Consider the following 16,663-nt stretch of genomic DNA (forward strand, 5'->3'; position numbering starts at 1 on the left):
GGACAAGTCAGAATGAAGTTTTTTATATTCGACACAAAAAGTTCATGTTTTCTTCACAAAATGTTCGGGAAATATGATTTAATATATTGGAGTATGAGCGTAGATTAGTAGTAGAATGGGTTAACAATGTTTCTACTGTAATAATATTGCTATATAGAAGCGAATTATTTCATTTGAAATATGCGCAAAAAGAAAGATGAAAGTTTTAAGAGGGGGTTAGAGTGATGAACCATGCAACAAGTGAGCTGCATGATGAGTCCGCTGTTACAAGTGTACCGGAAACAACTCGGTTACAAGATTTAAAAGCACTCGTTAAAATGGGGATTGTAAACTCAAATACACTTACTGTATTTACAGGATTTTGGTTGGCATTACACTTTAATGGATTAAGTGTAATGGACAATCTGGATAAGTTATTCTTTACAATCGTTGGTTCTGGATTAGTTATGGCAGGGGTATGTTGTTTAAACAACTACATTGATCGAGACATCGATCCATTAATGGAAAGAACAAAGACCCGTCCAACGGTTACTGGAAAGTATAAACCAGGATTTGCACTTACATTTGGACTAGTCATATTACTTCTTGGTTTTGCATTTTTATTATTAACAACACCAATGGCAGTCTTAATGGGATTTATTGGTGCTTTCACATATGTTGTTCTATATAGTTTATGGACAAAGAGAAAGTATACACTAAATACTGTTGTAGGTAGTATATCTGGTGCAGTTCCTCCTTTAATTGGATGGGCAGCAATCGATCCATCTTTAGGCCATCCAATTGCTTGGATGTTATTTTTAATTATGTTTATTTGGCAAATCCCACATTTCCTTGCATTAGCAATGAAACGTGTTGATGAATATCGAAATGCAGGAATTCCAATGCTTCCTGTAGTTCATGGATTTGAAATTACGAAACGCCAAATTATGATTTGGACAGTATGTTTATTACCACTACCATTTTATATGAGTGGACTAGGGATAACATTTATGGTAATTGCAACACTGCTTAACATCGGATGGATCGTTTTAGGATTTTATGGCTTCCGTAAGAAAGATGACATCAAATGGTCCGTGCAAATGTTTGTTTATTCCCTAAATTATTTAACAATCTTATTTGTATCAATGATTGTAGTTACATTCTTCTAAGACAACGACATAATTGGATTTCTTTACGTTGAGATTTACTTTACTTAACTATAAAGTACAATCTAATTCACAAGGAAAGTGGGGGTTGTTTGTATGAAGAAACAGTGGCGACTGCTTTCGTTCGTTTCACTGCTGGCTTTACTGTTAGGGGGATGCGGTAAAGCCTTTCAATCTACTTTAATTCCGCAAGGAGAAGTAGCAAAAATGCAATATGATTTACTTCTACTGGCGAGTGCAATCATGGTAGGAGTAGTACTAGTAGTTACTATTATTTTCTTATATGTAATTGTGCGTTTCCGACAAAAGAAAGGTCAGGAAGATTATATTCCAGAGCAAGTTGAAGGGAATCACAAGCTAGAAATTATATGGACAGTTATTCCGATTATTCTTTTACTAATCTTAGCTGTTCCAACAGTTACATATACATTCAAACTTGCTGATGTAAGTGCGATGGAGAAAAAGAATATTGATAAAGATACTATCGTTGTTGATGTAACAGCGAATCTTTATTGGTGGGAATTTTCTTATAAATCAGAAAAGATAGTAACTTCGCAAGATTTGGTCATCCCCACAGGTAAGAAAGTGTATTTAAATTTGAAGGGTGCCGATATTAAACACTCATTTTGGGTTCCATCTTTAGCAGGGAAAATGGATACAAATACAGACAATGTGAACAAAATGTGGTTAAAGGCAGATAAATCGGGCACTTATAATGGTTTTTGTACAGAATTTTGCGGCCCATCACATTCTTTAATGCAATTTAAAGTGAAAGCTTTAGATGAAAGCGAGTACAAAAAGTGGCTTGCTGATATGAAGAAGATTGATGGGAAGAAAGAAGTAGCTTCAACAAAGGCGCAAGAGGGCCAAGAAATATTTAATAAAAGCTGTATTGGTTGTCACGCAGTTGGATCTAATGATAGTAGACCACCTTCCGCTCGTATCGCACCAAACTTAGCAAACTTTGCGGATCGCGATATGGTTGCCGGTATTGCCGAAAACAATGAAGAAAACTTAAAAAAATGGCTGAAAGATCCTGAAAATATGAAGCCAGGAAACAAAATGACTGGCAAATATGGCAACTTAACGGATGATCAAATTGATGCGTTAAATGCATACTTACAAACGTTAAAAGTTGAAAAGTAAAGAGGGACTATTCGCGAAGGGGAGGTTGAAAACGTGAGTTCTGTAGCAAAAAAACAGGGGATGGGTGCTGTCATATGGGATTATTTAACGACAGTAGACCATAAAAAGATTGCCATTCTCTATTTAATTGCAGGTGGATTGTTTTTTGTAATAGGCGGAATAGAAGCTCTATTTATTCGCCTTCAATTAGCGATTCCTAACAACGCTTTTCTTGTTGGGGATGCTTATAATCAAGTATTAACGATGCACGGTACAACAATGATTTTCCTCGCAGCTATGCCACTCGTGTTTGCATTTATGAACGCCGCTGTACCACTTCAAATTGGTGCACGTGATGTAGCGTTCCCGTTTTTGAATTCACTCGGATTTTGGTTATTTTTCTTTGGTGGAGTATTTTTAAATTTAAGTTGGTTTTTAGGTGGAGCACCTGATGCAGGATGGACATCTTATGCATCTTTAGCTTTAGCCTCTAAAGGTCATGGTGTTGATTTCTATGTACTCGGCTTGCAAATCTCAGGTATTGGTACATTAATAGGAGGGATTAACTTCCTTGTAACCATTATTAATATGCGGGCGCCAGGAATGACGTACATGCGTATGCCGATGTTTACATGGACGACATTTGTAACATCTTCGCTTATATTATTCGCTTTTCCGCCGTTAACTGTAGGATTAGGGCTTTTAATGTTAGATCGTTTATTTGGAACAAGTTTCTTTAATCCGGCATTGGGCGGGAATACAATTATATGGGAGCATTTATTCTGGATTTTCGGTCATCCAGAAGTATACATTCTTATACTCCCAGCTTTCGGAATATTCTCAGAAATCTTCGCGACATTTTCGAAAAAACGATTGTTTGGTTATTCATCGATGGTGTTTGCGACTGTATTAATTGGATTTTTAGGATTTATGGTATGGGCGCACCATATGTTTACTGTTGGACTTGGTCCAGTTGCTAATGCTATTTTCTCAGTCGCAACAATGGCGATTGCGGTTCCGACTGGTATCAAAATATTCAACTGGCTCTTTACAATGTGGGGCGGAAGTATTCGTTTTACGACACCAATGATGTGGGCAGTAGCTTTCATTCCATCATTCGTAATGGGTGGAGTTACAGGGGTTATGCTAGCATCTGCACCAGCTGATTATCAATTTCATGATAACTATTTCGTAGTAGCGCATTTTCATTATGTAATCGTTGGCGGTGTTGTATTTGGTTTACTTGCAGGAGCTCATTATTATTGGCCACTGATGTTTAATAAAGTATTAAATGAAACATTAGGAAAGATAACGTTTTGGCTATTCTTTATCGGCTTCCATTTAACGTTCTTTATTCAGCATTTCCTTGGCTTGATTGGTATGCCACGCCGTTACTACACATATCTTGAAGGGCAAGGGTTGGAAATGGGGAATATGATTAGTTCCATCGGAGCGGTGTTTATGGCTCTTGGAACGATTGTTCTTCTATTCAATGTAATTAAAACGACAGTATCAAAAGAAAAAGCTGGTCGTGATCCGTGGGATGCACGTACATTAGAATGGACAATGCCAGCACCGACACCAGAATATAACTTTAAACAATTACCATTTGTTCGCGGATTAGATCCGTTTTGGATTGAAAAACGTGAAGGTAATAAAGAGATGACAGCAGCGGAACCAGTTGGTGATATTCATATGCCAAATCCTTCGTTTTCACCATTTGTCATTTCTTTCGGATTGTTTATAGCGGCATTTGGTGCGATGTATATGCAGGGCGGAAAAGATAAGTTCTGGTTATTAGTAGCAATTATTGGTTTAATCATTACATTTGGCGCAATGTTCCTACGTTCAGTAATTGATGATCATGGGTATCATATTCATAAAGAAGATTTAGAGGATAAGGGGGGCAAGGCATAATGCATGTAGATGAAAAATTAACGAATGAAACATTTCCAGCAGAGCCTGAAAAAGCAACCCTTGAAGGGAAAAATAAGTTTGTCGGTTTTTGGTTATTTCTTGGAGGCGAAACAGTGTTGTTCGCTTCCTTATTCGGAACATATTTAGCGTTAAAGAATTCTACAAATGGTGGACCAACATCTCAAGAGATGTTCCAAATGCCACTCGTTTTCATTATGACGATGCTTTTATTAACGAGTAGCTTAACGAGTGTATATGCGATGTATCACATGAAAAACTTTAACTTTAAGAAAATGCAGCTTTGGTTACTAGTAACAGTATTGCTAGGTTTAGGGTTTTTAGGGTTTGAGATATATGAGTTTTATCATTATACACATGAATTTAAGCATACTATGAGAAGTAGTGCGTTTGGCTCTGCGTTTTATGCTCTTGTTGGTACACATGGACTCCACGTATTGTTTGGGTTATGTTGGATTCTAACATTAATCTTTAGAAATGCGAAGAGAGGTCTAAATTTATACAATGCACCGAAGTTTTATGTTGCATCGATTTATTGGCACTTTATTGACGTAGTTTGGGTGTTTATTTTCACTGTAGTATATTTAATGGGAATGGTGGGATAAACAATGGCGATAAAGCAAACGAATAATCCTAAAGTTGATCTTGTTTATCGGAAGAGAAAAAGTGCGGAGGAAATGAGGCATCAAGTTATTACGTTTGCATTAATGATTTTTTTAACATTAGTTGCATTTGTAGCGGTGGCGTATCCAAAAACTTTTAGTCCGATTTTCTCTGTACCGTTTATTTTACTATTAGCAGTGGTACAAGTAATTTTTCAATTGTATTATTTTATGCATATGAGTCATAAAGGACATGAAGCAGCAAGTTTCTTTCTTTACTCTGGTTTGCTAATAGGGTTAATTACAATTTTAGCTTTTATGACAATCGTGTGGATTTGAAAAGTGAAAAATAAGGGAGCTTGTGTTGTCACAGCTCCCTCTTCATATTATGAGATAACCTTACGAAGGTAGGTGTGAAAATGAGTAACTTGTGGATATTTGGTTTTCAGGCTTTATGGAGTCCAATCTTTTTATTATTTATGCTTTCGATTCTTATTGGGTACTTCTTAATTATTGGGCCATATAGAATGCGATTTGAAAATGCGACGAAGGTAAGTAAGAAGCAAATTTTTTATTTTACGACTGGTATTGTTCTTTTGTATTTTGTAAAGGGAGGGCCTATTGATTTAATTGGCCATATTATATTTAGTGCTCATATGTTTGAAATGGCAGTCATGTATATTGCAGTTCCACCGTTACTGTTGCTTGGTATACCAATTTGGTTATATCGTTACATTACTTCTTTTAAGTTTGTTCAAATTATATTAAAGGCATTTGCTAAACCGCTTATTGCGTTATTTGTATTTAACGGCCTGTTTTCTTTTTATCATTTACCAGTTGTTTTTGATACGGTAAAACAAAGTCAAATAGCTCATCCTATTTGTCTCGCTATATTGTTTTTTACAGCAATCATGATGTGGTGGCCGATGTTAAATCCATTACCAGAATATCAAACATTAAGTGATATAAAGAAACTTGGTTATATGTTTGCTAATGGCATATTATTAACGCCTGCTTGTGCGTTAATCATTTTTGCGACAGCCCCGTTATTTGCAACGTATACGGATCCGGCTGCTTGGATGAAAGCGATGGAACTATGTGTACCAGCGGGCACTTTATCAGATTTAAATATAACGGGACCAGAATTTTTGCACTGGATGCCAGTCGTACAAGACCAGCAAACTGGTGGTATCATAATGAAAATTGTCCAGGAAATAGTGTACGGTACAATTATAGGCTATGTATTCTTTAGATGGGCACGTAGAGAACGTGAAAAGGATAAGGAGCAGTTGCAACAATTGCCGCCGTATTTACAGACTAAGTAAAAAAAAGTGTATGGGATTCCATGCGCTTTTTCTTTTTAGTTTTAGCTACCTTAAAAAAGATTGAATTTTCTAATTTTTCGTGTTAAGTTAGTGTAGGCGTGTACTAAAAGTGGAGATAAAATTTACTACTAGCTTTCATGCGTAATAATTCCATATGTAGTGCAAGTTTTTTAGAGAGTTACAAATATATATTGTTATCTTTAATAAACACGAACTATTTTAAGGGGGAGTTTAAATGGGTAGTAGTGGAAGTATGGTAAAGCCGATTAGTGGTTTTTTGACAGCACTAATTCAATATCCAGTACCAGTAGTAGAATCGCGTGCAGACATTGATAAACAAATTCAACAAATCATAAAAACAATTCATTCGACCAAATCAGGTTACCCTGGTTTAGAATTGATAGTATTTCCTGAATATAGTACACAAGGGCTCAATACAAAAAAATGGACTACAGAAGAATTTTTATGCACAGTGCCTGGGCCAGAAACAGACTTATTTGCTGAGGCATGTAAAGAATCTAAAGTATATGGTGTTTTTTCAATAATGGAGAAAAATCCTGATGGTGGAGAGCCATATAATACAGCAGTTATTATTGATCCACAAGGTGAAATGATTTTGAAGTATCGTAAGCTAAATCCTTGGGTGCCAGTCGAGCCTTGGAAAGCTGGAGATTTAGGCTTACCTGTTTGTGATGGACCTGGAGGAAGTAAATTAGCTGTTTGTATTTGTCATGATGGCATGTTCCCTGAAGTAGCTCGTGAAGCGGCCTATAAAGGTGCAAATGTCTTAATTCGTATTTCTGGATATAGTACACAAGTTAGTGAACAATGGATGCTAACCAATCGTTCAAATGCATGGCAGAATTTAATGTATACATTGTCGGTAAACTTAGCGGGTTATGATGGCGTATTTTATTACTTTGGTGAAGGACAAGTATGTAATTTTGATGGGACTACTTTAGTACAGGGACATCGAAATCCTTGGGAGATTGTTACTGCTGAAGTATATCCAGAACTAGCAAATCAGGCTAGATTAGGATGGGGATTGGAAAATAATATATATAATCTAGGTTCAAGAGGATATGTAGCAACTCCTGGTGGGGTGAAAGAAAATCCATATACGTTTGTAAAAGATTTAGCTGAAGGTAAATATAAGGTTCCTTGGGAAGATGAGATTAAAGTAAAAGATGGATCTATTTATGGATATCCAGTAAAAAAAACGATTCATTCTTAGGGAAGGGAAATAAAACAAGCGCATCATATTGATGCGCTTGTTTTTGTTAATCAATAATTTGAAATTCTTTTAACTCTTTTTCGACATTTTGTAGGAGTTGTTCGCTTTTTTGAAGTACATTCGTTGGGAAAGTCTCATCATCACCATATTCAACGCCGTGAGGATAATAATGTTTTCCTAATAAGGGGGGAAGTAGTTTTACTTCAGCGTGTCTACTGCCAATGTCACCTTCAACAGCAACTCCTTGCACTCGTAAATAATAAACATCCTTTAATATTTCAAATTTATAATCGTATGTAACTCGCTCATAATCCCACTGTCCGGCAAGTACGAAGTGGTTGTTTTCCATGATTTCAGTTAAAAGAGTTAATTCAACGACGGCTCCATTAAATTTCGTATTTGTAAATTGCATATAATACCTCCTTTTTTAATGTTACATCATTATTTTTATAATAGTATGAATAATAAGAAAGTGCAATTCATATTGAGAGAAAAGGGATAATCCAGACTTTTTTCACAAAAATATGATATAGTGAAAAGAGTACGGTACACACAAAAAGAAAGAAAAGGATTTGTGTATATCTCAATTTTATGTTTTGTTCAGGAGGTATATCGTTTGAAGAAATTATTGCGTATCGTAATGATTACATTTTTAATTTTAGCTGTTGATTTATACGGGAAATTACTCGTTTCACAATATATATTAACCCCATCTCAATCAAAGCAAGAAAATAAAATTGTGAAAAAGAAAAAGCAAATTAAGGAAGACTCCTCAGACACTGTTTTAAATATGATTGGTGAAGACTCTGAAAACTTATTAGCGAAGTGGGGAGAACCCTCTCGAATAGAGCCATCTGCATACGGATATGAATGGTGGGTATACAACCAGGATTTAACTCAGTATGTTCAATTTGGAGTTTCTGAACGTAAAGTTGTAACGGCATACGCAGCTGGTGAACAAGTTAAGGTTCCACCTTATTATATAAATGAAAAATATGAAGAAGTATATAAAAAAAGTCCGCTTTCGCATGAAATTTCATTAAAAAGAGGGAAAAATAGTTATCAATTTGAGCTATCTGATACCGAAGTCATGGAACAACCGTTAATACCTGTAGAAGATGGATGGGCGCAATTGTATTTTGATCAATTTACACATGAGCTTGTTGGTGTTCGTTATATGGATGATGAAACTTTATTACGCCAAAGACCGTATCAGCTCGTTTATTCAGGTGAATTAATAGCAGAACAACCATTGACTCCAGAAAAAATAAAACAAGTAGAAAATGGGAATATGCAACAAATTTTTGATTTAACAAATATCATTCGGAGCCGTCATAAATTACCATTATTAATATGGGATCAGGAAACAGCAGATGTTGCTGTTGGTCACAGTAAAGATATGAAAGACAATAATTATTTTTCTCATGACTCACCTACATTAGGTACGCTAGGAGATCGTTTGCAGCGCGGGAAAGTAGGATTTCAACTTGCTGGTGAGAACATAGCGGCGCAACATAGTGATGGAATTGCGGCAGTGCAAGGTTGGTTAAATAGTGAGGGGCATAGAAAGAATTTATTAAATGAACAATTTACAGGATTAGGTGTTGGTGTATACGATAAATTTTATACACAAAACTTTATTCGAAAATAAAGTGAAATTGTAAGCGGTGGGGTGTTAACATCACCAAATTAGTTACTTCGTATTCACTGAATTGTAGGTGGGAATCTGACCGTATGCAAATAGCAGAAAAAAAGGTGCATGAATCGTCTAAAAATAGGCGAACCATGCGCCTTTTTTTTCTTACTATATAGTAGATATACATGGAGAGGTGAGGATTATGCCAACAACAAAAGGACCGTTACATCCATCGGTTCAACAGTTTAAAGAATTTGTAAACCATCACCCTAAAATGGTTCATGAGGTTAGAAGTGGTCATAAAACATGGCAACAATTTTATGAAGAATGGTACTTACTTGGTGAAGAAGATCCAATATGGGCAACTTATAGACCGGATGGAGCACCTGCGTTTTCTTCGGTAAAAGAAAATAAAAAAGAAAAAGATAATCGAACTGAAGAGGAAAAAACTGCTGATGTGATGGGGCAAATGCTTTCTTTTTTTAAAAAGTTGGACGTGGAACAAATGCAGAACCATTTAGCCAATGTGACGAGTGCAATCGGGAGCGTGCAACAAGTTATTCAGCAATTTCAAGGTAACCGTACGCAGCAAGAGCAAAGTACTTCAGAAAATAACCCATTTTTCTTTCAAAAGGATTAGGGGGAAAGATGATGAGAGCAGAAATTATGGAGTTTATAAAGGCTGATGAGGATTTATCTCGCTATATTAGAGAGCAACCGTACTGGTATAGAAAATTAACACGAAATCCTGAAGAAAAAGAGGCTTTTGAGTTAGCGGCGATGCAACATTTCAAAAAAACAATACCAGATAAAGTGGAAAAGTTTCAAAATCAATTGGCCGTTGCTTCGATCATGATTGATATGTTTCAGTATATGAAGCAACAAAATGCAACCTAATTGGAAGTGAAAAATATGTCCGTCATGCAGAACTTTTGTTACAATAGAGGTTGATTATTTAAAAAGGAGTTGCAGCATGACGGAAATTTGTTTAGTACGACATGGACAAACTGATTGGAATTTTCAAGAAATTATTCAGGGGCGAGAAGATATTCCGCTTAATGAAGTTGGTAAGAAGCAAGCGAGTCAGAGTGCAGCTGCTTTACAAGAAGAAACGTGGGATATCATTATAAGTAGCCCGTTAATTAGAGCGCAAGAAACGGCTAATGAAATTGCAAAGACAGTTGGATTACAATCGATTTTATTAGATGAGCGATTTGTTGAACGGAATTTTGGAGAAGCTTCAGGGAAGCCGGTTGCGGCTGTTAGAGAGTTGATTGCTGAAGGTAAAGTAGAAGGTATGGAGCGAGATGAAGAGATTGTAGCTCGTTGCTTTGCTGCTTTAGAAGATGTTGCGACAACTCATTTTGGCAAACGTATTATTATTGTTGCTCACTCACACGCGATAAAAGCGATTTTACATGCCATTGAACCAGATGAAATTACATTTAAGACACCATTAAAAAATGCGTGTATTAGTTATGTGAAACAAAATAGTGGAAAGTGGGATGTTCTTAAATATAATATAGCGGAACATATTAATGTATAAGTGTGTACGGATATAGTGTAAAAATAGTTTCATTATATCTTTCTTTTGAGTAAGTCACTTCAATTAGTAGTTCTAATCTAAATGTGGTATGATGGATACTCGGAGGTGTCTCTCATGATTGTAGCGACGCTAGAAAGCGTATTAATATTAGATAAGGCAGAGCAGCTTGCAAAAGCGATTATCTGTTCAGATATAGCAGAAGATTATCGTAAGTATTATAGAGAATTACATGAAGATATGGAACTTCAGACGCTCATTCAGCAATTTACAGCGATGAAAGAACGGTATGAGGAAGTACAGCGTTTTGGAAAATACCATCCTGACTATACTACCGTGTCAATGAAAATGAGAGAATTAAAGCGTTCTGTGGACTTACATGATAAGGTTGCAGCTTTTAAAAGAGCAGAAACTGCTTTGCAGAAGTTATTAGACGAAGTTAGTGTAGTAATCGGTTCGGAAGTGTCTTCTTCCATTAAAGTGCCAACAGGAAATCCATTCTTTGATGCTGGTGGCTGTGGTGGAGGTTGTGGTACTGGCGGAGGTTGTGGTTGTAAAAAAACGGGGTGATGTACCCCGTTTTTTAGAAGTTGGAAGAAAACGTATACAGAGTTTGTCCTGTAATGTTATAAATTTCTGATTGGTTTTCATAGAATATAAAATATATGTTTTTAAAAGGAGAAGATGGAGAAGATTATGTTCGGGCAACGACAAAGTATGATTGTTTATTTACATTCATTGAAACATGCCAAGATTTTAAGGAAATATGGTAACATACATTACATATCAAAACGATTAAAATATGCTGTAGTATATTGTGATATGGAACAAATTGAGCATATGATGCATAAGTTGAACAAACTTCCTTTTGTGAAAAAGATAGAACAGTCGTATCGCCCGTATTTAAAAACGGAATTTGAAAATTCCCGTCCTGATCGAGCAAAAGAATACGATTATAGCTAATAGAAAAAATCCCCGGCTAAATTTAGCCGGGGATTTTTCACTTGAAATAACGTGTTATTTCATCGGAGGAATGAAATTGTTCATTCGTAAAATACCAATTAAATGATTAAAAAATAGTTCTTTTTCTGGGAAAGTTGTAGATGGTTTTACAGTAAAGGTAGCCACTTTTTTTCCGAGTTGTTCTGCCGTTTCTTCAAATAAAATGACACGTTTACTTTTTTTATTTTCAAATACAGGAATGCCTTCACGACATATGTATAATGGTTGGAAATCACCAGTAGTAGTTGGTTTTAATATTACAACAAGCGAACATACTTTTTTATCGTTTTTTATCGTTTCAAATTGTAACATATGTGCTATACGTTCTTGATTTGTTTTGGCAATTTCAAGTAATTCATATAAATCAGAGTAGCCTTCTCCAAGTTCTATAAAGCGTTGAATCATATCTTTTCCTCCTCTTTCTTTTACTGTACCATTTCACTTTTTAAATGAAAAGCACACAAAGAAAAAAAACCCTGCATAGCAGGGCCCTTCTTATACTAGCATGTACTAGTAAGAAGGCAAAGGGAGAGGAGAAACCGGAGGAAGAACTTATGGGGAAACGTAAGTCTTCTCCGCGGTTGGCAACAACATCGAAGGTGATGTTGTTATAATTATTTATGTCCAATCTAAATGAAGATATACATAATGAAATTAAATTTTATGTTGGGCTTTTTATTTTTCTTTTTTTTATTTTGTGATAGGATAAAAAAGATAAAGTGGAACTAATATACATATTGGGTTCATATTAGTGAATGATGAGATGAATACATAAAAATAACGAGAGGTTATTTGAGGCAGAGTTTTCCTATAGTTAGGTGAATGTGGTTTGTTAACGGTTACCGAAGTGGGAATGCCTTTCTATAATCGCTCGATAGATTGAAATAAAGGTAGTGACAACAGATGAGAGTAGTTTCAGGAAAATGTAAAGGACACCCACTTAAAGCGGTTCCTGGTAATACAACACGTCCAACGACAGATAAAGTAAAAGAATCTATTTTTAATATGATAGGTCCTTATTTTGATGGTGGTATCGCCCTTGATTTATTTGGTGGTAGTGGTGGTCTTGGAATTGAGGCTTTGAGCAGAGGGATTGATAAAGCAATTTTTGTTGATCGGGATAGTAAAGCGATAAAAGTAATTCATCAAAATTTAGAAAGTTGTAGAGTACAGGAACAAGCTGAAGTATATCGAAATGATGCTGAACGTGCAGTAAAGGCGCTAATAAAACGTGAAATGTCATTCGATCTTATATTGATAGATCCTCCATATAAAGAGCAAAAAATTGTATCTTTAATTAGTATAATGGATCAACATGGATTGCTACATAGTGATGGATTAATTATGGCAGAGCATGGTAATGATGTAGTTTTACCTAATTCAATAGGAAGGCTTGTAAAAGTACGAGCTGAGAATTATGGGATTACTGCAATATCGATTTATAAGTATGAAGGTGAGGGGACAGAATGACAAGTATAGCTATTTCTTCAGGAAGTTTTGATCCAATTACCCTTGGGCATCTGGATATTATTAAAAGGGGAGCAAAAGTATTTGATGAGGTGTACGTAGTCGTTTTAAACAATTCATCAAAAAAACCATTCTTTTCAGTTGAAGAGCGATTAGAATTAATTCGAGAAGCGACAAAGGATATCCCGAATGTAAAAGTAGATTCACATAGTGGGCTATTAGTAGAGTATGCAAAAATGCGTAATGCAAATGCAATATTACGTGGTTTACGAGCAGTTTCTGATTTTGAATATGAGATGCAAATTACTTCTATGAATCGAAAATTAGATGAAAATATTGAAACATTTTTTATTATGACAAACAATCAATATTCATTTTTAAGCTCGAGTATTGTAAAAGAAGTTGCGAGGTATGGAGGAAGTGTAGTAGATCTTGTACCTCCTATTGTAGAACGTGCTTTAAAAGAAAAGTTTCAAACCCCGTTAAAGTGAACGGGGTTTTTCTTTATATGTGCGCAAAAATAATAAAATAACATATAAGTATAGACAAAATAATGTGAAAATTGGTCCATAATGTATAAAAGATGTCCAAATTTCATGTAGTATAGAAGGATGTTCGGATAAAAATACAGGAATATCTTTTGGCATAGGCGAGAAAGAACTCACTTTCTCATAAAATGGTGTCCAAAATACAAATGTAAAAATAGGGGCAAGAATACTTTGAATAATTCGTGCGAAAAAATAGGGTTTAAATCGGATATCTGTTTCAGCTAATATGCTAGCAACTTGTGCCTGAATAGAAAGACCACTAAATGCTAAAATGAAGCTCGTTACCATAGCTTGTTGTAAGAGCGGTGTTTCATTTATTTGACTAATCATTTGGCTTCCGAGTGTCATTTCGAAAATACCTGATAATATAGGTATACTAAAATCTGTACTTAGTTGGAAGAATGATAAAATATGTTGCATAATAAAAGAAAGAGCTGCTGTAATGTGAAATACAGTAATCATTTTATTTAACACAGAGAATAAAATAATAAATCCGCCAATCATAAGTAATGTTTGAATAGAAGAAACAATGGCATCCCCAAGTAATTTACCAATTGGTCTTTTTTCTTGTAAGCGTGTCTCGTGAAGGATTAAAAAAGGGTTTTGAAAGCGACGTTTTTTTGTAGTGTGTGTATTAATTTTGTAAGCGGTATTATCGCCGTAAAAACGCATAATTAATCCGACAGCAAAGTTACTGAAATAATGGGCAGCGGCTAATATAATTCCTAATTTCGGATTATTAAAAAAACCGATAGACACAGCACCGAAAATAAAAAGTGGATTAGAAGAATTTGTGAAAGAAACGAGGCGCTCCGCTTCAATCTGAGTTAAAAGATTGCTTTTTCGTAGTCTAGCGCTTAATTTGGCGCCTGCAGGGAAACCAGAAGCCATTCCCATCGCCCAAACAAATCCGCCTATCCCTGGAACGCGAAAAAGTGGGCGCATGAGTGGTTCTAATATAACGCCAATAAATTTTACAACACCGATACTAATTAGAAGTTCCGCAATGATGAAAAACGGTAGTAGTGAAGGGAATACAACTTCCCACCATATATTTAACCCGCGAATAGAAGCTTGCAAAGCGGCTTGGGGGTGGAGTACAAGAGAAAAGGTTAAAAATAGCGTTGATATGGTAAGGAAAGCGGTTTTCCATTTTTCATACATGTAAGTAAATCCCCCTTTGTCCCAAAAAACGTTCATTTCAGTATACGTGGATACGTAGTGAATTTAGACCATAAGTATGAAAAAGGAATGAAAAAAATTAAAGGGTGAGAAAAATGAAAGAACCAAAGATTGGTTTAGCACTTGGGTCTGGAGGAGCGAAAGGGTTTGCTCATATTGGTGTAATAAAGGTTTTAAGGGAAGCGGGTATCCCTATTCACATGATTGCAGGAAGTAGTATGGGGGCGCTAATAGGTACGTTTTATGCGGCAAGTAGTAACGTTGAAAGATTGTATAAATTGGCATCTGTTTTTAAGCGGAAGTATTATTTAGATTTCACGGTACCGAAAATGGGATTTATTGCTGGAAAACGTGTCAAAGATATGATTAAAATGTTTACATATAATAAAAATTTAGAAGAGTTAGATATCCCGACGGCTGTTGTGGCTACTGACATATTGAAGGGGGAAAAAGTGGTTTTTACAAGTGGGCCAGTTGCAGATGCGGTGAGGGCTAGCATATCTGTTCCTGGAGTGTTTGTACCAGAAAAAATAGATGGAAGATTATTAGTGGATGGTGGAGTCATTGATCGCATCCCAGTATCGGTTGTGAAAGAGTTAGGGGCCGATATTGTTATCGCTGTTGATGTATCTCCAATTAAGGTAAATGGCGATGTTACGTCCATTTATGACGTAATCATGCAAAGTATTGAAATTATGCAGCATGAGCTTGTAATGAATCGGCAAATTGCATCGGATTTAATGATGCGACCAGCTGTAGAGCAATTTAGTTCACGTGCTTTTACAAACATTGAAGACATTATTCGAGTTGGAGAAGTAGAAGCAGAAAAACATATTTCAAATATTTATTTATTAATTGAGCAGTGGAAGGAGAAACATAATGTTTAAGCGTTTTCGGTTTATATATGCAATCTTAATAGGGGTTATATTGGCGATGTTACTTGTTTACGTACGTTTACCGTATTATATAACAAAACCAGGAATGGCTGCCAAATTAGAGCCTTATGTTCAAGTTGAGGGTGGAACGAAAGAATCTGGTGATTTTATGCTTGTTACGGTTTCAATGGGACCAGCAAATGTGGTGAATTTAATAGCGGCACAGTTTAATAAATATACACATATTTCGAAAGCGGAAGAAATATTGCAAAAAGGTGAGAGTGATGAAGAATATCAATTTCGCCAAAATTATGCGATGAAAGATTCACAAAATGCAGCGATTTATAATGCATATAAACGTGCAAATCGCTCAGTATCTTTTGAAAATAAAGGTGTATTAGTTGCTGGTGTGGCAAAAGGAATGCCGTCAGAAGGAAAGCTTAAGCTTGGTGATGTTATTATAGCTGTTGACGGAAAAACATTTGAAAAGACGGAGCAATTTATTGAATATATGACAGGGAAAAAAGAAAATGATGCTGTAAGTATTGAGTACATGAGAAATGGAAAACAATTGAAAGAGAATTTAAATGTAAAGACGATTCCTAATGGGAATGGACGTGTCGGTATAGGTGTTTCTATCGTTACGGAAAGAGAACTAGTGGTCGATCCGAAAGTGAAAATTAATTCTAATGAAATTGGTGGACCATCCGCAGGTTTAATGTTCACATTAGAAATATATAATCAACTTGTGGAAGAAGACTTAACGAAAGGACATGAAATAGCTGGAACAGGTACAATTAATGAAAAAGGAGAAGTGGGCCCGATTGGTGGTATAAATCAAAAAGTGGTGGCTGCTAGCGATGCTGGGGCTGAAGTGTTCTTTGCGCCAAATGAAAAAGGTGCGGAGAAATCGAACTATAAAGATGCACTTGAGACTGCAAAGGATATTAAAACAAAAATGAAAATTGTACCAGTGGATACGCTGGATGATGCGTTAACATATTTAGAAAAGATGGATAAGGAAAAAACCTCTCTGAAATAGAG

Annotated in this window: 20 protein-coding genes; 17 read left to right on the forward strand and 3 right to left on the reverse strand. The window is 35.7% G+C overall.

The annotated features are described in order from the left end of the window. Nucleotides 1-224: 224 nt before the first annotated feature. From ctaB to MR136_RS04075, 7 genes are all read left to right on the forward strand, one after another. A complete protein-coding gene (gene ctaB, locus MR136_RS04045; RefSeq protein ID WP_242259258.1) occupies nucleotides 225-1,148 on the forward strand; it encodes a protoheme IX farnesyltransferase in 924 nt (307 codons plus the stop codon). A 93-nt stretch (nucleotides 1,149-1,241) separates the two neighbouring features. Beyond that, nucleotides 1,242-2,291 (forward strand): cytochrome c oxidase subunit II, encoded by a 1,050-nt coding sequence (gene coxB / locus MR136_RS04050; protein ID WP_000745268.1) that lies wholly within the window; start codon nucleotides 1,242-1,244, stop codon nucleotides 2,289-2,291. A gap of 60 nt (nucleotides 2,292-2,351) precedes the next feature. Next, nucleotides 2,352-4,187: a cytochrome c oxidase subunit I gene (gene ctaD / locus MR136_RS04055; RefSeq protein ID WP_153579316.1), complete on the forward strand. Its 1,836-nt coding sequence runs from the start codon at nucleotides 2,352-2,354 to the stop codon at nucleotides 4,185-4,187. Further along, a complete protein-coding gene (gene ctaE, locus MR136_RS04060) occupies nucleotides 4,187-4,810 on the forward strand; it encodes a cytochrome c oxidase subunit III (RefSeq protein WP_000557861.1) in 624 nt (207 codons plus the stop codon). The genes ctaD and ctaE overlap by 1 nt, the downstream gene beginning before the upstream one ends. Before the next feature lie 3 nt (nucleotides 4,811-4,813). Continuing rightward, nucleotides 4,814-5,146: a cytochrome c oxidase subunit IVB gene (ctaF, locus tag MR136_RS04065; protein ID WP_000985706.1), complete on the forward strand. Its 333-nt coding sequence runs from the start codon at nucleotides 4,814-4,816 to the stop codon at nucleotides 5,144-5,146. An 80-nt stretch (nucleotides 5,147-5,226) separates the two neighbouring features. Then, nucleotides 5,227-6,132 (forward strand): cytochrome c oxidase assembly factor CtaG, encoded by a 906-nt coding sequence (gene ctaG, locus MR136_RS04070; protein ID WP_000069023.1) that lies wholly within the window; start codon nucleotides 5,227-5,229, stop codon nucleotides 6,130-6,132. A gap of 235 nt (nucleotides 6,133-6,367) precedes the next feature. Beyond that, nucleotides 6,368-7,366, forward strand: coding sequence for a formamidase (locus MR136_RS04075; protein WP_242259259.1), 999 nt, complete (start codon nucleotides 6,368-6,370; stop codon nucleotides 7,364-7,366). A 46-nt stretch (nucleotides 7,367-7,412) separates the two neighbouring features. Here MR136_RS04075 and MR136_RS04080 read toward each other — a convergent pair whose 3' ends face one another. Beyond that, on the reverse strand, nucleotides 7,413-7,778 hold the full coding sequence (locus MR136_RS04080; RefSeq protein ID WP_001160947.1) for a YugN family protein: 366 nt from the start codon (nucleotides 7,776-7,778) through the stop codon (nucleotides 7,413-7,415). Nucleotides 7,779-7,982: 204 nt separating this feature from the next. Here MR136_RS04080 and MR136_RS04085 point away from each other — a divergent pair, with 204 nt between their 5' ends. The 6 genes from MR136_RS04085 to MR136_RS04110 all read left to right on the forward strand — a co-directional run bounded on the left by MR136_RS04085 (nucleotide 7,983) and on the right by MR136_RS04110 (nucleotide 11,508). Beyond that, nucleotides 7,983-9,017, forward strand: a complete 1,035-nt coding sequence (locus MR136_RS04085) for a CAP domain-containing protein (RefSeq protein ID WP_017672847.1) — start codon at nucleotides 7,983-7,985, stop codon at nucleotides 9,015-9,017. Between the two features lie 187 nt (nucleotides 9,018-9,204). Next, the gene (locus tag MR136_RS04090) at nucleotides 9,205-9,642 is read left to right on the forward strand and encodes a YlbD family protein (RefSeq protein ID WP_001143346.1); all 438 of its coding nucleotides are present in this window, start codon (nucleotides 9,205-9,207) and stop codon (nucleotides 9,640-9,642) included. A gap of 11 nt (nucleotides 9,643-9,653) precedes the next feature. Then, nucleotides 9,654-9,899 carry a YlbE-like family protein gene (locus MR136_RS04095; protein WP_001200990.1) on the forward strand — a complete coding sequence of 82 codons (246 nt, stop codon included), beginning with the start codon at nucleotides 9,654-9,656 and terminating at the stop codon, nucleotides 9,897-9,899. A 76-nt stretch (nucleotides 9,900-9,975) separates the two neighbouring features. Continuing rightward, entirely contained in the window at nucleotides 9,976-10,548 is a 573-nt protein-coding gene (locus tag MR136_RS04100; protein ID WP_000134946.1) for a histidine phosphatase family protein, read from the forward strand. A gap of 114 nt (nucleotides 10,549-10,662) precedes the next feature. Further along, the gene (locus MR136_RS04105) at nucleotides 10,663-11,115 is read left to right on the forward strand and encodes a YlbF/YmcA family competence regulator (RefSeq protein ID WP_242259260.1); all 453 of its coding nucleotides are present in this window, start codon (nucleotides 10,663-10,665) and stop codon (nucleotides 11,113-11,115) included. A 126-nt stretch (nucleotides 11,116-11,241) separates the two neighbouring features. Beyond that, entirely contained in the window at nucleotides 11,242-11,508 is a 267-nt protein-coding gene (locus MR136_RS04110; protein ID WP_002082261.1) for a YlbG family protein, read from the forward strand. Between the two features lie 54 nt (nucleotides 11,509-11,562). On the opposite strand, the gene MR136_RS04115 is transcribed toward MR136_RS04110, so the two are convergent. Next, entirely contained in the window at nucleotides 11,563-11,952 is a 390-nt protein-coding gene (locus tag MR136_RS04115) for a DUF7147 family protein (RefSeq protein WP_000616017.1), read from the reverse strand. Nucleotides 11,953-12,450: 498 nt separating this feature from the next. Between MR136_RS04115 and rsmD the strand changes: the two genes are divergently transcribed. Next, nucleotides 12,451-13,017, forward strand: coding sequence for a 16S rRNA (guanine(966)-N(2))-methyltransferase RsmD (rsmD, locus tag MR136_RS04120; protein WP_001266978.1), 567 nt, complete (start codon nucleotides 12,451-12,453; stop codon nucleotides 13,015-13,017). Then, the gene (coaD, locus tag MR136_RS04125) at nucleotides 13,014-13,505 is read left to right on the forward strand and encodes a pantetheine-phosphate adenylyltransferase (protein ID WP_000200601.1); all 492 of its coding nucleotides are present in this window, start codon (nucleotides 13,014-13,016) and stop codon (nucleotides 13,503-13,505) included. Before rsmD ends, coaD begins: the two co-directional genes overlap by 4 nt. Here the strand turns inward: coaD and ylbJ are convergent. After that, nucleotides 13,497-14,726, reverse strand: a complete 1,230-nt coding sequence (ylbJ, locus tag MR136_RS04130; RefSeq protein ID WP_000273082.1) for a sporulation integral membrane protein YlbJ — start codon at nucleotides 14,724-14,726, stop codon at nucleotides 13,497-13,499. The two genes, coaD and ylbJ, sit on opposite strands and share 9 nt — an antisense overlap. A gap of 113 nt (nucleotides 14,727-14,839) precedes the next feature. Between ylbJ and MR136_RS04135 the strand changes: the two genes are divergently transcribed. Together MR136_RS04135 and MR136_RS04140 are read left to right on the forward strand one after the other, a co-directional pair. Beyond that, the gene (locus tag MR136_RS04135; protein ID WP_000662588.1) at nucleotides 14,840-15,631 is read left to right on the forward strand and encodes a patatin-like phospholipase family protein; all 792 of its coding nucleotides are present in this window, start codon (nucleotides 14,840-14,842) and stop codon (nucleotides 15,629-15,631) included. After that, nucleotides 15,624-16,661 (forward strand): SepM family pheromone-processing serine protease, encoded by a 1,038-nt coding sequence (locus MR136_RS04140; protein WP_000476281.1) that lies wholly within the window; start codon nucleotides 15,624-15,626, stop codon nucleotides 16,659-16,661. Before MR136_RS04135 ends, MR136_RS04140 begins: the two co-directional genes overlap by 8 nt. Nucleotides 16,662-16,663: the final 2 nt, after the last annotated feature.

This window comes from Bacillus cereus group sp. BfR-BA-01311 (assembly GCF_022664295.1).
GTDB lineage: Bacteria > Bacillota > Bacilli > Bacillales > Bacillaceae_G > Bacillus_A > Bacillus_A cereus.

Coding starts and splice junctions, on each gene's coding strand:
- ctaB (WP_242259258.1), top strand. CDS start 225: ATGAACCATGCAACAAGTGAGCTGCATGATGAGTCCGCTGTTACAAGT.
- coxB (WP_000745268.1), top strand. CDS start 1,242: ATGAAGAAACAGTGGCGACTGCTTTCGTTCGTTTCACTGCTGGCTTTA.
- ctaD (WP_153579316.1), top strand. CDS start 2,352: ATGGGTGCTGTCATATGGGATTATTTAACGACAGTAGACCATAAAAAG.
- ctaE (WP_000557861.1), top strand. CDS start 4,187: ATGCATGTAGATGAAAAATTAACGAATGAAACATTTCCAGCAGAGCCT.
- ctaF (WP_000985706.1), top strand. CDS start 4,814: ATGGCGATAAAGCAAACGAATAATCCTAAAGTTGATCTTGTTTATCGG.
- ctaG (WP_000069023.1), top strand. CDS start 5,227: ATGAGTAACTTGTGGATATTTGGTTTTCAGGCTTTATGGAGTCCAATC.
- MR136_RS04075 (WP_242259259.1), top strand. CDS start 6,368: ATGGGTAGTAGTGGAAGTATGGTAAAGCCGATTAGTGGTTTTTTGACA.
- MR136_RS04080 (WP_001160947.1), bottom strand. CDS start 7,778: ATGCAATTTACAAATACGAAATTTAATGGAGCCGTCGTTGAATTAACT.
- MR136_RS04090 (WP_001143346.1), top strand. CDS start 9,205: ATGCCAACAACAAAAGGACCGTTACATCCATCGGTTCAACAGTTTAAA.
- MR136_RS04095 (WP_001200990.1), top strand. CDS start 9,654: ATGAGAGCAGAAATTATGGAGTTTATAAAGGCTGATGAGGATTTATCT.
- MR136_RS04100 (WP_000134946.1), top strand. CDS start 9,976: ATGACGGAAATTTGTTTAGTACGACATGGACAAACTGATTGGAATTTT.
- MR136_RS04105 (WP_242259260.1), top strand. CDS start 10,663: ATGATTGTAGCGACGCTAGAAAGCGTATTAATATTAGATAAGGCAGAG.
- MR136_RS04110 (WP_002082261.1), top strand. CDS start 11,242: ATGTTCGGGCAACGACAAAGTATGATTGTTTATTTACATTCATTGAAA.
- MR136_RS04115 (WP_000616017.1), bottom strand. CDS start 11,952: ATGATTCAACGCTTTATAGAACTTGGAGAAGGCTACTCTGATTTATAT.
- rsmD (WP_001266978.1), top strand. CDS start 12,451: ATGAGAGTAGTTTCAGGAAAATGTAAAGGACACCCACTTAAAGCGGTT.
- coaD (WP_000200601.1), top strand. CDS start 13,014: ATGACAAGTATAGCTATTTCTTCAGGAAGTTTTGATCCAATTACCCTT.
- ylbJ (WP_000273082.1), bottom strand. CDS start 14,726: ATGTATGAAAAATGGAAAACCGCTTTCCTTACCATATCAACGCTATTT.
- MR136_RS04135 (WP_000662588.1), top strand. CDS start 14,840: ATGAAAGAACCAAAGATTGGTTTAGCACTTGGGTCTGGAGGAGCGAAA.
- MR136_RS04140 (WP_000476281.1), top strand. CDS start 15,624: ATGTTTAAGCGTTTTCGGTTTATATATGCAATCTTAATAGGGGTTATA.